Origin of the sequence: Archangium gephyra (assembly GCF_042230915.1) — a bacterium.
Classification (GTDB): Bacteria; Myxococcota; Myxococcia; order Myxococcales; family Myxococcaceae; genus Archangium; species Archangium gephyra_B.
This window is the reverse complement of the sequence record NZ_CP102578.1, coordinates 8,582,544-8,596,895: the sequence shown is the minus strand read 5'-3', so window position 1 is coordinate 8,596,895 and position 14,352 is coordinate 8,582,544. Positions and strand designations below refer to the sequence as shown.

At 69.4% G+C, this 14,352-nt stretch carries 12 protein-coding genes and 1 tRNA gene; 9 read left to right on the top strand and 4 right to left on the bottom strand.

Annotation, left to right across the window (positions count from 1 at the left end):
• Positions 1-53: 53 nt before the first annotated feature.
• From NR798_RS33585 to NR798_RS33555, 7 genes are all read left to right on the top strand, one after another.
• Positions 54-2,165: an ATP-binding domain-containing protein gene (locus NR798_RS33585; protein WP_375766614.1), complete on the top strand. Its 2,112-nt coding sequence runs from the start codon at positions 54-56 to the stop codon at positions 2,163-2,165.
• Positions 2,166-2,201: 36 nt separating this feature from the next.
• A complete protein-coding gene (locus tag NR798_RS33580) occupies positions 2,202-2,801 on the top strand; it encodes a TIGR02265 family protein (protein WP_375766613.1) in 600 nt (199 codons plus the stop codon).
• A 424-nt stretch (positions 2,802-3,225) separates the two neighbouring features.
• The gene (locus NR798_RS33575; RefSeq protein WP_375766612.1) at positions 3,226-5,220 is read left to right on the top strand and encodes a hypothetical protein; all 1,995 of its coding nucleotides are present in this window, start codon (positions 3,226-3,228) and stop codon (positions 5,218-5,220) included.
• A gap of 56 nt (positions 5,221-5,276) precedes the next feature.
• Entirely contained in the window at positions 5,277-6,020 is a 744-nt protein-coding gene (locus NR798_RS33570) for a hypothetical protein (protein ID WP_375766611.1), read from the top strand.
• A gap of 108 nt (positions 6,021-6,128) precedes the next feature.
• Positions 6,129-6,554, top strand: a complete 426-nt coding sequence (locus NR798_RS33565; protein WP_375766610.1) for a hypothetical protein — start codon at positions 6,129-6,131, stop codon at positions 6,552-6,554.
• Positions 6,555-6,574: 20 nt separating this feature from the next.
• Positions 6,575-6,976, top strand: a complete 402-nt coding sequence (locus tag NR798_RS33560; RefSeq protein ID WP_375766609.1) for a hypothetical protein — start codon at positions 6,575-6,577, stop codon at positions 6,974-6,976.
• Positions 6,977-7,272: 296 nt separating this feature from the next.
• On the top strand, positions 7,273-8,487 hold the full coding sequence (locus tag NR798_RS33555; RefSeq protein WP_375766608.1) for a heparin lyase I family protein: 1,215 nt from the start codon (positions 7,273-7,275) through the stop codon (positions 8,485-8,487).
• A gap of 26 nt (positions 8,488-8,513) precedes the next feature.
• Here NR798_RS33555 and NR798_RS33550 read toward each other — a convergent pair whose 3' ends face one another.
• Complete coding sequence (locus NR798_RS33550) at positions 8,514-9,014, bottom strand: HPP family protein (protein ID WP_375766607.1); 501 nt, start codon at positions 9,012-9,014, stop codon at positions 8,514-8,516.
• A gap of 297 nt (positions 9,015-9,311) precedes the next feature.
• Here NR798_RS33550 and NR798_RS33545 point away from each other — a divergent pair.
• Positions 9,312-9,382, top strand: a tRNA-Gln gene (locus NR798_RS33545).
• Positions 9,383-9,404: 22 nt separating this feature from the next.
• Here the strand turns inward: NR798_RS33545 and NR798_RS33540 are convergent.
• Complete coding sequence (locus NR798_RS33540; RefSeq protein WP_375766606.1) at positions 9,405-9,761, bottom strand: glutaredoxin domain-containing protein; 357 nt, start codon at positions 9,759-9,761, stop codon at positions 9,405-9,407.
• Between the two features lie 273 nt (positions 9,762-10,034).
• On the opposite strand from NR798_RS33540, the gene NR798_RS33535 reads away from it, so the two are divergent.
• The gene (locus NR798_RS33535; protein ID WP_375766605.1) at positions 10,035-11,636 is read left to right on the top strand and encodes a serine/threonine-protein kinase; all 1,602 of its coding nucleotides are present in this window, start codon (positions 10,035-10,037) and stop codon (positions 11,634-11,636) included.
• Between the two features lie 9 nt (positions 11,637-11,645).
• Here NR798_RS33535 and NR798_RS33530 read toward each other — a convergent pair whose 3' ends face one another.
• Both NR798_RS33530 and rho read right to left on the bottom strand, forming a co-directional pair.
• Positions 11,646-12,416 (bottom strand): alpha/beta fold hydrolase, encoded by a 771-nt coding sequence (locus tag NR798_RS33530; RefSeq protein WP_375766604.1) that lies wholly within the window; start codon positions 12,414-12,416, stop codon positions 11,646-11,648.
• A gap of 363 nt (positions 12,417-12,779) precedes the next feature.
• Positions 12,780-14,279, bottom strand: coding sequence for a transcription termination factor Rho (gene rho, locus NR798_RS33525; RefSeq protein WP_375766603.1), 1,500 nt, complete (start codon positions 14,277-14,279; stop codon positions 12,780-12,782).
• Positions 14,280-14,352: the final 73 nt, after the last annotated feature.

Here is a 14,352-nt window from a genome sequence, read left to right as displayed (position 1 = left end):
CCTGACGTTCCGGGCACGGATGGGATGATGGCCGCAACCGGATTTGTCCTGTCATGAGCCAAACACTTGCAGAGCTGCCCGAGAACGCGCGGGCCATCATCGCGGAGGAGGAAGCGCTCCTCGCCCGCGTGCTTGCCTCGGTGGAGGCCGCGAGGCAGCGGAGCGGCAACCGCACGCAGGAGACACAGGGCCTCGTGGCCCAGCTGCAGGTGCTGCGTGACGAGGCGGCGACGGCGCCCGTGGCGGACCTTCCGCACCTGCTCCATCAGATGACCCAGGCGCGGGCGCTGCTCGAGCGTCAGGAGACGGCCCAGCTGCCGGAGGTCAGCGCTCCCTATTTCGCGCACCTGCGCGTGCACGGGCCCGCCGGCATCCGGGACTACCTGCTGGGCCGCACCAGCTTCGCGGATGCGTCCGCGGACGTGCGCATCATCGACTGGCGCTTCGCCCCGGTGGCCCGGGTCTTCTATCGATATGGAGAAGGGGACTCCTATGAGGAGTGGTTCGGCGAGCGGCTGTCCGAGGGGACCGTCGAGGTGCGCCGGCTGGTGGTCATCGAGCGCGGGCGGTTGATCCGCATCCAGTCCGGCACGCTGGTGCTCGTGCGCACCCCCGAGGGCGCCTGGCGGATGCCCGGCTCCGGGCCTGCTTCCCAGCTCGCGGGGGGAACGGGCACGGCGGTCCGTCCGGGCCAGCTCGGAGTGGGGGAGGGTGCCTCCCGGCGCGAGGGGGCGCTCGACGTCACCGCGCTGCTCGACGCCGAGCAGTTCGAGGCGGTGAGCGTGGCCGCGGATCAGCCGCTGCTCGTGTTGGGAAGCGCGGGCAGCGGGAAGACGACGGTGGCGCTGCACCGGCTCGCGAAGATCGCCTTCGACGACCACGCGCGCTACCCCGAGTCCCGGATGAAGGTCATCGTCCCCGAGGAGGGCCTGGCGCGGCTGTCCCGGCGCCTGCTCGCGCCGCTCGGGCTGGGGAAGGTGTCCGTCGAGACGCTCGACTCCTGGGCGGCCACGGCGGCGCGCGTCTCCTTCGGTGCCAAGGCCATCAAGCTGTGGGAGGAACCGCCGCCGCTCGTCTCGAAGCTCAAGCGCCACCCGGCCCTGCGCCTCGCGCTCGCGGCCCGGGTGGGGGTACTCAAGTCGTCCGCCACCAGCCTGCCGCGCCTGCGCAAGCGGCTCGCCGAGGTCTTCACCGACCGGCGCTTCCTGGAGGGGGTCGTCTCCTATTCGAAGGGGGACCTGCCGCTCACGGCCGTCGACGAGACGGTGCGTCACACGATGCTACAGATTGCCACGCCACTGGCGCGCGAGCTGGAGGGGGTGGACCCGGATCGCCTCCAGACGCTCGATGGCAAGTCCCTGGAGAGCGACACGCCCGACGAGCTGGCCGGCACGTTGGACCTGGAGGATCTCCCGCTGCTGCTCTTCCTCCGGGCGCAGGGGGGCAACCTGGGCGCCGTGGGGCGGCTGGTGCACGTGGTGCTGGACGAGACCGAGGACTTCTCCCTCTTCGAGCTGTTCGTGGTGGGCAAGCTGCTGGGCGAGGCGCGCAGCTGCACGCTCGCGGGGGACGAGATGCAGCAGACCTCGACGAGCTTCGCGGGGTGGCAGGCGGTGCTCTCGGAGCTGGGCATCCGGGACGCGGCCACCTGCCGGCTCCAGGTGTCCTACCGCTGCCCCAGGCCGGTCACCGAGCTGGCGCGCAACGTCCTGGGCACGCAGGCCCCCACCGGCGCCCCCCAGGCCGGCCGGGAGGGGGCCCCCGTGGGCTTCCACCACTTCCCGGACGAGGCCCAGGCCCACCTCTTCATCGGCGAGGCCCTGCGCGACCTGCTCGAGCGCGAGCCCCATGCCTCCGTCGCCGTGATCGCCAGCGGCCCGGACCAGGCGCGGGCCTTCCACCGGGTCATCGCGGACCAGTCCTGGGCCCGGCTCGTGCTGGAGGGGGACTTCTCCTTCGAGCCCGGCGTGGACGTGACGGACGTGGACAACGTCAAGGGGCTGGAGTTCGACTACGTCGTCATCCCGGACGCCACCGCCCGCGTCTACCCCGCCCATGACGAGGCGCGCCGTAGGTTGCACATCGCCATCACCCGGACTTCCCATCAGCTCTGGGTTGTCTCGTCTGGGGTCCGCTCGCCCCTGATCGCCGAAAAATCGTTTTGAAGGAATTTGAACATTTGTGACAAACTGTAGAGGATGATGGAGCACCGCTCACAGTTGCTCTCACGGCTGTCCAGATGCCGGCCGGAGCAGCTGGTTCCCGGGATGTTCCTGGAGGCGGCCCTGACGTCGGTGGCGGCGCGCGCCCCGGCGGAGGTGGCCGAGCGGGCCCGGCGGGAGATCACCCAGGGCGAGCGGCTGGTGGAGAACTACCGCTACCCGGTGGCCTGGATGCTGGGGATCCTGGACGCCCTCGGCCAGGACGTGGAGGCGCGGGGTGGCTCCTACGGCGAGGCCATCTACCTCACCGGCCGGGATGCGGGAATGGCTTATGTCCGCAGCGCCGTGGGCCGGATGCGGGCCCTGGTGGCCTCGGCGTCCGGCGTGCACCGCACCCTGGAAGGCATTCCGAGCGCGGCTTCCGTGGCGGTGAACTTCGGTGAGCACTCCTACCGCCGGCTCAGCCCCAGCTCCGGCGAGCTCGTCTTCAAACAGGATTTGATTGGCCTGGGCTGGAACGCCGGCATGGTCATCGCCAGTACTTCCGCTGCTCTCTCGATGGGCCCGGACGTGCTGAAGTTCGAGGCCGTCGCGATTGACGAGGATGCCAGCAGTTTCCTGCTTCGGATCAGCTGGTAGTTCGCGTCCCTTCCCCACAAGTCTGGAATTGGACCCCCGCGAGTCCGCGAGTCCCAGCCGTGTATTTCGCGCCAGCCATTGTCTTTCCGGAAAGTCCGGTGAGGGCTTCAATTCCTAGCGCGGGCGTCCGGAGCGAGCGCGCAAGGAATTGAAATCACGGCCGCCTGCCAGGCGTCACGAGGGGATCCTGGAGTTGCGCCCGAGTCGCGGTACTACGGACTTCGCCTCAAAAGTCAATGACTTCCATTAGGGAGCTTGACGAGGTTGAGCCCGGTGTGTTTCCTCACAATGCAAGGGATTGGGAGCCAAGGGGAAATCCATGCAGGCATTCACGGAACGGTTGATGGGTCATTCACCGGCGGTCTCGGGACCGGTCACGGGTCCGTACTCTGGGTATTCGCTCCATGGTCCGGGCGGAATCCAGGTGGTGCTGCCGGAGCAGGGCATGGTGCTGGGCCGGGCCACGCAGCTGAGCCCCACGGCGGTGTGGGCGGAGCCCGGGAGCGCGTTGGGCGCGCTGTCGCGGGAGCGGACGCTGAGCGTGTGTCTGGACGCGGGCGGCACGGCCATCGGGCCCCTGGTGGGCGAGCCCCGCTGGAGCGAGGCCGGGGCGCGCGGCTCCGCGCTGGGCATCCAGTTCGTGGGCATCTCCTCGGAGCAGGGCCGGCAGATCCTCAACGTGCTGGAGGACGCCGTCGTGCGCGGCAGCGCCCAGCCGGAGGCCTCGCCCCTGCCGGTGCAGGAGGAGATCTCCGGGCTCGAGCGCATTGAATCCGTCCTCACGGCCATCTCCGCGATGAACAACCGGGGCGTGCTGCGCCGGGCGGGGCGGACGGTGCGGGTGACGCTGGAGCGGCTGGACGCGGAGCGGGGCCTGCTCTACTGGCGTTGCACCGAGCCGGGCGCAGAGTGGGGCCAGCCGTCCTATGACATCGAGGTGGTGGGCTACAACTCGGCCTACCGGATGCGCCTGGAGGGCTCGGTGGACGCGGGCGGCACGCTGGTGGCGCGGCTGCCCGAGCGGCTGTTCCGGGTGCGTCACCGCGCGCACCGCCGCGTGGCGGCGCCCGAGGGGCTGCGGGCCCGCTTCGAGCACCCGCTGTGGAAGGAGCTGGGCCGGCGCGAGCGCGCGGTGGCCGACCTCTCCTTCTCCGGCCTGGGCCTGTGCGTCGGCGCCGATGACCTGGTGTTCCCCGGCCTCTTCCTGATGCTGGAGGTGGAGCTGGCCGGTGGCGAGAGCCTCTCCCTGAATGGCGAGGTGCGTCACGTGTCTCCCGCCCGGAGCGATGGGCGGCGGGTGGCCGGTCTGGAGATCCGTCCGCGCACGGAGAAGGACGCGGCGGTGTGGACGCACTTCGTCTCCCAGACGCTCAGCCCCGCGACCCGCACCAGCGAGGATTACCTCGGGCCGCTGTGGGACGTGTACGACGCCTCGGGCTACTTCAACCTGGCGAGCAAGTCGGCCGAGCACTTCGCCGAGCTGCGCCGGAGCTTCGTCGACCTCGGCCAGCGCGCGGCGCAACTCCCCCACCTCATCTGCCAGACGGTGTGGCCGTCGGAGCGGGGGGTGGAGGCGTCCTTCTCCACGCTCAAGGCCTACCGTCACTCCTGGCTGGTGCACCAGTTGGGGCGCCGGCCCGGCAAGCCCAACGAGGCCGTGGCGCCGGGGCAGATCCTCCGCGACGTCTACCTGCGCACGCTGGAGCACGCCCAGTCGGATCCGGAGTTCAAGTGGGCGTTCTGCTATGGCGAGTCCACGGTGCCGTGGATCTACCGGACGCACGTGCGCTTCGCGCAGCGGACGCAGGGCACCGGGCAGAACCTGGTGATGCCGCTGCGGATGATGGACGTGGAGTGCCATGAGCTGAGCGGGCATTCCGCGGGGGACCTGGACATCGGGCCGGCGTCCATCGGGGAGAAGTACCTGCTGGCGTCGGAGATCGCCCGCACCCGTCCGGCCTGCTACGTGGAGGCGCTGGACTTCACCCGCGAGCGCCTGGAGCTGTGGGGCGTGTCGCGCGCCTGGCAGGGGGCGGGGCTGGAGCGGGAGCGGCGGATTCTCGTGGCGCGCCGTCAGGGCGTTCCCCTGGCCGCGCTGGTGCTGGAGCTGGGGCAGCCGGGGACGAACCTCTTCCGGCTGCTCGACTCCGCGCGCCTGTTCCCGCTGACGCCCGAGGGCAAGCGGAGCGCCTACGTGGCGCTGCTGGACGAGGCGCGCCGCTGGTTCGCGGCCCGGGGGCGCGGCTCCTTCGTCTTCCTGTGCGAGGACGATGGCGCCTACGCCCAGACGGCCCGGCTGCATGACGATCCCGCCACGCAGCCCATCCTGTGGATCATCCCCGCCTCGCAGGTGCCCGAGTTCCTGGAGCACGTGAGCGAGCAGTCCGTCGGACGCGCGCGGCCCAACTCCAATCACTGATTCCCGTTCATCCCTTCCGTTCATCCTTTTTGTTCATTCTTTCGAGGAGCCTCTCCATGGAACTGCTGAAGAAGCTGTACGAGCCCCACACCCTGCTCGCCCGTAGCCGTCTGGACTCCGACTCCTCCCTGCGCCGGATCCTGGACCCCCACATCAAGCCCGCGGTGCTGGAGCGCTTCATCATCGAGTGGATGTCGCGCGCGGCGTACATGACCGAGCCGGTGGACGGGTGGATCCGCCGCACGGGCCAGCGCTGCATCGAGCAGGGCATGGAGAAGCTCGGCAACCAGCTCATCACCCACGCGAAGAGCGAGACGGGCCATCACCTGATGACCATCGAGGACGCCCGGGCGCTGGTGGCGCATTGGAACGCGCGGCGCTCGCCCCCGCTCGACATCGACCAGCTGCTCTCGCAGACGCCCACCGAGTCCATGAAGGAGTACCGCCAGCTGCACGATGAGACCATCGAGGGGCCGAACCCGGTGGGGCAGATCGCCATCGAGCGGGAGATCGGCTTCCTGGCGGTGTACTTCGGGCCGCGCCTGATGCAGCAGGTGGAGACGGTGCTGGGCAAGGAGGTCGCCGACAAGATGACCTTCATGAACGAGCACGTGGCCGTGGACGTGGGCCATACGCTGCTCAACGAGAAGATGCTGCAGGAGGCCATCACCCGCTCGCCGGAGAAGGGCCGCATCTACGCGGAGACGGGCGCCCGGGCGATGACGACGTACATCCGCTTCCTGGGCGAGTGCCTGCACATCGCCGAGGATCTGCTGGCCCCGCTGCGCGCCGTGGCGTGAGCCGTCGAGCAGCCCCGCTCTCGCCGGGGCTCCGTGTCTGGAGGTGGCCGCGCGTCTCGGTAAATGGCTGGAACCGGGATAGGCTGGCCGCCTCGACGGGAGTCCCTCATGCGTCCCACCTGCAGCCGTGTCCGCCGGGCTCTGCGCCTGGCCCTCGCCCTCTGTGTGCCCGCCCTCGGCGGCTGCCGCGTGGACTGTGACTTCGAGCCCCACTGCGAGGGCAACGTCGTCATGGACTGCCACGTGGGAATCGATCAGCTCGTGGGCCGCGGCTCACCCGTGGTGTATCCGTGCCTGGAGCCCGCTCCGCTGTGCGTGGAGAGCCGCACGGGCAAGCGCGACTCGGAGGGCGGCAGCATCTCCTGCGCACGTGAGCCCCTCACGCCCTGTGACGAGTCCTTCACCGACTCGTGCGAGGGCACTGTCTGGGTCTACTGCCAGGGGGGTTATGTCTCCGCCCAGGACTGTAGCAACCAGGCCGGTACCGGCCGCTGCGGACGCCGCACGCCCGCGGGCTTGTTGCAGTGCCTCTGACCCTCCTCCTGGAGCGCTCCATGCCCTCAGCCCTGTCCCTGTCCCGGTTGCTGTGCCTCGGTGTCCTGGTGTCCCTCGTGGGCCCGGGCTGTCTCGTCTCGGAGCAGTGCGATTTCAGCTACCGCTGCGTGGGCGGCAGCCAGTACGAGTGGTGCAATGTCGGCTCGGACCTCGAGGAGCACCGCTCCCTCCGCGAGTGCAAGGCGCCCAACGCGGCCTGCGTGCAGGTGGACGAGGACTCCGTGCAGTGCGTGTTCGAGCCGGCCACCGCGTGCGATGCCTCCTTCGTGGACCGCTGCGAGGGCACCCGGCGCGTCTACTGCGACGAGCACCTCGGCTGGGTGCAGGCCGTGGACTGCGTGACGCTGGGCAGTGCGGGCTGTCACGTGGACGCCGCCCTTGGCAAAGCCGTCTGTGATTAGCAACGGATTTCCTATTCCCAACTGCTTTCCGCTTCGCGGCTGTCCGCCTGCTCTCCACGCGGGCTTTGCCGCGGTGTGTTGATTTGAAAACAAAGTTGGGGGATGTTGCGCGTGCCTTTGGCAAGGAGTCAAAGCCTTACACCCGCGTGCAATTCCTCTCGTTGATCAGGGCAGGCCCCTGATTGGCGCAACGGGAGAGCCGCGTCTCGCAAATACCTCAGTCCGCCGTCCACCGGCCACTTCGTGCGGTCCGGTTCCACTCCTCGTCTGTCTCGAGCTCAATGGAGAGCCACTACGTGAAGAAGACCCTCCTGCTGGTTGAAGCCCTGATCGCCCTCGCTGGTATCGGCTGCGGAAACGCCGATGACCTCGTCTCCGGCGAGCCATCCGAGACACTGGGAGTCGCATCGGACGCGCTGACCACGCAGAACTGCGTGGCCCTCCTGCCCACGTCGGTGATTGCCTCGGGCCATGACGGCAACGTGCCGAACAACACGCGTGACGACCGGCTCGACACCCGCTGGAGCAACCTCGGCAAGGGCTCGTGGATCGACTACGACCTGGGCTCCGACAAGGCCATCTCGGGCCTGGCCATCGCGTGGCACGAGGGCAACAAGCGCGCCAGCAACTTCACCGTGTCCGTCTCCTCGGATGGCATCAACTACACGTCGGTCTACTCCGGCAAGAGCAGTGGCACGACGACGGCGGCGGAGACGTACTCCTTCGCCCAGCGCACCACGCGCCGCGTGCGCGTCTACGTCAACGGCAACACGCTGAACGACTGGGCCAGCATCGCCGAGACCCGCGTGTGCGCGGCGGGCACGTCCGGCGGCACGGGCACCGGCACCGGTTCCGGTTCCGGTTCCGGCACGGGCGTGGTGTGGCGCGGCGACTTCGAGACGGGTGACCGCTCGCAGTGGAGCAGCACGCAGATGGTCAGCTCGGACCGGCTGCAGGTGCTGCCCTCGCCGGTGCGGCAGGGCAGCTATGCCATCAAGGTCACGGTGCGCCAGGGTGACAACCCCATCAGCGCCAGCGGCAACCGCAACGAGCTGGTGAAGATGACGAACGAGAAGGAAGGCGACGAGTACTACTACCGCTGGAGCACGATGTTCGCCTCGGACTACCCCAGCGCGAAGACGTGGCAGCTCTTCACCCAGTGGCACCACAGCGGCAACAACGGCTCGCCGCCGGTGGAGTTCTACGTCAATGGAGAGACCATCTACCTGCGCGTCAACGGCACCACCGTGGTGTGGAGCACGCCGCTGGTGCGCGGGCAGTGGCAGGACTTCATCTTCCACGTGAAGTGGTCGTCCAACCCGGGCGTGGGCTTCGTCGAGCTGTACCACAATGGCCAGCTCTCCCTGCCCAAGCGCTCCGCGGCCACCCTGTACTCGGGGCAGACCAACTACCTGAAGGTGGGCCTCTACCGGAACAGCACCATCGTCCCGGTGGGCGTGGTGTACCACGACGGTTGGATCCAGGGCCGGAGCCTGCAGGACGTGCAGTAGCGCCGGTCCGGAGGGGCTCGCCGTCGCTACGGCAGCCCCGCCACCCAGCGCACGATGTCGGAGGTGGACACCAGCCCCGCCAGCGCTCCCCGGGCGGTCACCACCGGCACCCGGTGGATGCCCGCGTTGACCATGAGCTTCGCGGCCTCCATGAGGGAGGCCCCCTCCGGGAGACTGAGCACCTGCCGCGTCATCACGTCCTCGACGGTGGTTCCATCCAGGACGTGCTGGCCGGAGGGAAGCGTCAGGTCGGCCTCGACCGACTCGGCGAGCCCGTGGCGCACCAGGTCTGTCTTGGACACCATCCCCAGCAACTGCCCCTGCTCGTCCACCACGGGCATTCCGCTGATGGCGTGTTCCAGCATCAACTCGGCCGCCGTCTGCAGGCTGGCGTCCGGGGGGACCGCGATCACCTCCCGCGCCATGATCTCGCCCACCGTGCACAGGGCTGGCGCGGGCATCAGCACCTGCTCCTCCAGCTCGCTCAGGAAGGGCATCGGGCGGTCGTTGATGGGGAAGGTTCGCATGGTCGTGCTCCTATCGGAGGCCCGAGCCGCGCCAGACACCGTGCCCACGCTGCTGAGGCCTTGTGTGGGAATCCTCAGTGCAAGCCGAGCGCCATTCCCGCTCCGAGAGGGCCCTGCGCGGCGCATGCGCAGGCCCTGCGTTCGCGGCGGGAGGTGTGCGCAAGGACTGCGCGGTTCCCCTGCACGGGGCCCGAAGAGCCGCCGGGCCTACATGCCCTCGGGGGCAGGGCCGTGGGGCAGGGGAGCGGGGCTGTCAGGCTCCACCGCTCCTGGCGTCCCTGGAGGGCGAGCACTCCCTCCGGGATCGTTTAACGGCAGGACGGCGGGCTTTGACCCCGCAGATGCAGGTTCGACCCCTGCTCCCGGAAACGCCGCAAGCGTGCGCCGTGCTCAGCTTCCGAGCAGCTTCTTCAGGGAGCCATCCTCCAGCGCCTTGCGCGTGTCGTCGAAGCCGCCGATGAGCGTGCCGCGCACGAAGACCTGGGGGAAGGTGGGCCAGCCACTCCACATCTTGATGGCGAGCCGCTGCTTCCACATGCCGAAGTAGCTGCCGTACTCGAGGTAGGTGAACGGGACGTTGGCCTGCTCGAGCGCCTGGCGCACCTTCTTGACGAAGGGGTTCTGCGCCATGCCCACCACCACCACGGAGTCTTTCTCCACGGCGGCGCGGACCTGCTCGACGACGTCGCGGTGGAAGCCCGTCATGGCCTCGGCCACGGCGGGGGTACGCTTGTCTGCGGAATGCAAGGGACGGGGGTTGGTCATAGGGGGGCGCACCCTAACATGCCGCGTCACGGTCCGATGTCAGGGTTCGAGGGCCTCCGCGTCTCTCCTCTCAGAGGAGCGGTGGCCAGGCCGGTGACGGCGAAGCCGGGCGCGACGAACCCCAAGCATGTGGTGGATGCCGGTTCCTCCTGCGCGCTCGCCGGGCCAGGCCTGGCCATCGCACCCCGTTCGGAGCCTATCGGGGAACACGGGGTATCCACACCTACCGTCCGGGTGGTGTAGAACAGGGGGTCGATGGAGCTCTCCCCCGTCAGGACCCACCTCTCGTCGCCTCTCTCCCTCGATGCGACGTCGCTCGTATCGGATGAGGCCCGCGCCTTCCTCCAGGAGCGGCTGGAGCTCCTCTACCGGGCCCTGTTCTTCCTGACGGCCGCCTTCTACGTCGTCACCACCGGGGCGGCCATCCTCTTCGTCGGCGTGCCCTGGGCCCACGCCCTGGTGGACCCCAGCTACGCCTTCCATCTGATCGGCTCCCTCATCTCGCTCGTGCTCTGGCAGGTGTGCCGGAGCGGGCCGCTCTCCCTGCGCGCCCTGTCCTGGCTGGACAGCGCGGGCCTCCTGGGCGTGCTCTTCATCCTCAAGCTGGATGCCTACTTCGACGCGGATCCCCTGTCGCTGCTGCTCGGCACCAACGGCGCCCTCATCTCCCACGCGGTCATCGTCCCCAGCACCGTGCGCAGGGCGTTCTGGATCTCCCTGCTCGGCGCCCTGCCGGATGGGGCCGTCGTCGCCGTGATGGCCCAGGTGCGCTCGCACTCCGGCTCGGACGTGCCCACGCTCGATGCCGTGCTCTGGAGCGGCGTGGCCGTCACCATGGCCACGCTCGTCTCCCATGTCATCTACGGCCTGCGCAAACAGGTGCAGGCGGCGCGCAAGCTGGGCCAGTACACGCTCATCATGCGCCTGGGCGCCGGGGCCATGGGCGAGGTGTATCTGGCCAGTCACGCCCTGCTGCGCCGCCACACCGCCATCAAGTTGCTGCGCAACGACGCGGACGGCCATGGCCTGGAGCGCTTCGAGCGCGAGGTGCAGCTCACCAGCCAGCTCACCCACCCCAACACCATCGCCATCTACGACTACGGCCGCACCGCGGACGGGCTCTTCTATTACGTGATGGAGTACCTGGAGGGCGTGGACCTGGACGGGCTGCTCATGGTGGACGGGCCCCAGTCTCCCGCGCGGGTCATCCACATGCTGCGTCAGGTGTGCGGTGCGCTGGAGGAGGCGCATGGGCTGGGGCTGCTCCACCGCGACATCAAGCCCGCCAACCTCTTCCTGTGCCGGCGGCGCGGCCAGCCGGACCTGGTGAAGGTGCTCGACTTCGGCCTGGTGAAGGAGGTGGGCACCGATGACCTGTCCGGCTCCCGGGTCCACATGGTCGTCGGCACGCCGCTCTACCTGGCTCCCGAGGCCATCGTCACCCCGGGGCGGGTGGATGCCCGGGCGGATTTGTACTCGCTGGGGGCGGTGGGCTACGCGCTGCTCACCGGCTGCCATGTCTTCGAGGGCCGCACCTCGGTGGAGATCTGCTCGCACCACCTGCACTCGGCGCCCACCCCGCCGAGCGCGCGGCTGGGCCGTGAGCTGCCCAAGGACCTGTGCGACGTCCTCATGCGCTGTCTGTCCAAGCATCCCGATGACCGGTACGCCGGAGCCCGGGAGCTGCGTCTGGCATTGGAGGCGTGCGCGGACGCCGGACGGTGGACCGAGGAGGACGCCGAGCGCTGGTGGGCGGCGAATGGCACCACCATGGAGACGGCCCGGCCCCGGAGAGACCCCTCGGGCCTCACCGGGACGCAGACGCTGGTGACGGAGATGGTGAACCGCGTGGCGTAGGTCCGCCGCTCACTGCTCGGCGGCGAACTCCCGCCACGCTCCGAGGAAGTTGCGCGGCGTCTCCAGGTTGGGCGAGTGCCCCACGCCCTTCATCACGTGGTGGCGGGCTCCCATGAGGCTGGCGCAGCGCTTGCCCATGTCCACGGTGGAGAGCGGATCCGTCTCGCCGCTCACCACGAGGGAGGGGAGGGCGTGCAGGGCCTTCAGGCGCTCGCCGGGGGCCCAGTCCACCAGGGCCTGCAGCGTGGCGAGCGAGGCGTCGCGGTGCTGCTGGTGGCCCTCGTCGAGGAGCTGCTGCCACAGGGAATCGTCCGGGGCGCCCGGGGCCATGCCCCGCATGGCCGCCGCGAAGTAGTCCCGGTTGTCGTGGAGGGAGAGCTGGTGCGCGGGCAGGTTGTACGCCGCGGGCATGCCATCCACCCACGCGGGGGCCAGCACGGTGAGGGTGTGCACGCGCTCCGGGTGCTCGAGCGCGAGCTGCATGGCCACCGCGCTGCCCAGGGAGTGGCCGATCACGTGCACCCGCATCAGCCCCAAGGCATCGAGCAGCCCGTGCAGGTCCTCCGCCAGCGAGGGAATGGCCTGCGGGAGCGCCGGGCCGCGGGTGAGGCCGCGTCCGCGCAGGTCATAGGCAATGGCGCGCAGCCCGGGCGGGAGCAGCTCCATCATGGGCTGCCACCACAGGCTCGTGGTCCAGTTGCCGGAAATGAGCACCACGGGCGAGCCCTGACCGCGCTCCCGGTAGTGCACCTCGAGGTCTCCAACACGCTGCATGGGCATGGTGACGGCGAGCCTAATCCGCCTCAGGGACGTCCGCGAAGGCGCGCCGCGGGGGACATGCACGCGGCCATTTCCCCTCTCCCTTCGGGAGAGGGACGGGGTGAGGGTATCGGGTGAACCCGGGTTGAACCCTCTGTCCACACCTGGGGCCACGGGTTGAAGAACGGGCTCGGCTACCCTCACCCTTTCCCTCTCCCGGGGGGAGAGGGGATGTCTTCGGCCAAGTCCTTGAAAGGGCTTGAAAGGGTTTGAAAGGGCTGGAAAGGGCCTGGCTCGAGACAGACGAAGGGCCCGCCCCCGCCAATCGCTGGCGGAGCGCGGGCCCCTGGTGCTGCGAGACGGCTCAGCGGCGCACAGCTCGTCTCACAACTCTTCGAGGAACTCGTCGTTGTAGGTGTAGCGGCTGAGCCGCTTGACGAGCGCCTCCATGGCCTCCACCGGCTTCACCGCGAAGAGCATCTGGCGCATCTTCTTCACCTTCTCGTACTCCTTGTGGGTGAAGAGCTTCTCTTCCTTGCGCGTGCCGGACTGGCCGATGTTGATGGCCGGGAAGATGCGCTTCTCGGCCAGGAAGCGGTCCAGCGTCACCTCGGAGTTACCGGTGCCCTTGAACTCCTCGAAGATGACCTCGTCCATGCGGCTGCCCGTGTCGATGAGCGCCGTGCCCACGATGGTCAGGCTGCCGGCCTCCTCGGTGGCTCGCGCCGCGCCGAAGATGCGCTTGGGCCGCTCCAGCGCGCGGCTGTCCACGCCGCCCGAGAGCGTCCGGCCCGAGTTGTCCACTTCCTTGTTGTAGGCGCGCGCCAGCCGCGTGATGGAGTCCAGGAGGATCATCACGTCCTTGCCGCCCTCCACCAGCCGCCGCGCCCGCTCCAGCGCCAGCTCGGCGATCTTCAGGTGATCGCCCGTCGGCCGGTCCGAGCTCGAGGCCAGCACCTCGGCCTTGATGCTGCGGCGCATGTCCGTCACTTCCTCGGGGCGCTCGTCGATGAGCAGCACGATGAGGTGGATTTCCGGGTGGTTGGCCACCACCGCCTGGGCAATGCGCTGCAGCATGATCGTCTTGCCCGTCTTCGGCGGCGCCACGATGAGGGCGCGCTGGCCCTTGCCGATGGGGGCGATCAGATCCATCACCCGCGTCACCATCTCGCGGTGGCCGTTCTCCAGCTTGATGCGCTCCACCGGATCCACGGAGGTGAGATCCGCGAAGTGGGGAAGGCGGCCCACCTGGTCCAGCGGCCGGCCGTCCACCTGCTCCACGCGCTGGATGAGGCCCTTGTTGCCCTTCGTCTGCGCGAGCGCGTTGAGGTACTGGCCCGGACGCAGCCGGAGCTTCTGCACCAGGTTCTTCGGAATCTCGGGGTCATCCGAGGCGGGCAGCAGGTTGCGCTTGAGCTGCCGCAGGTAGGCGTTGGGACCCTTCACCTCGGTGTCGAGCACGCCCTCCACGGGCGCCAGCGAGGGCTGGGGGGCCGGCTGATGCTGCCGCGGCTGCCCGCCCTGGTGCCCACCCGGGTGGTGGACGGGCTGGTTGGGCTGCTGAGGCGCCGGCTGCTGCTGGGCCTGCTGCTGCTGGGCCAGGCGCTGCTGGTACTGCTGCAGCTCCTGGGGCGTGAGGAACACCTGCTGCTGCTGGCCGTCCGGACCGGCCACCATGCGGTAGGCCTGGCCGTCCGGGGTGAACTGCACCTGGGCGCCCCTGCGGCGGCGGCGGCGGCGGCGGCGGCGGCCTCCACCGGCGCCGGGCGGGCCACCCGCAGGCTGTCCCCCTCCGGGAGCCGAGCCCTCGCCGTCGTCGGGGCCGTCGTCGCCCTCGTCATCACCATCGTCCATGTCCTGGGCGGACTCGGCACGGGCGGCCATGGGGGTCGGGAGGTCTCGGGGATCGCGGTTGTCGGTTTCGCTCATGGTCTACGGGAGTTCGGCGCGTCCCCTG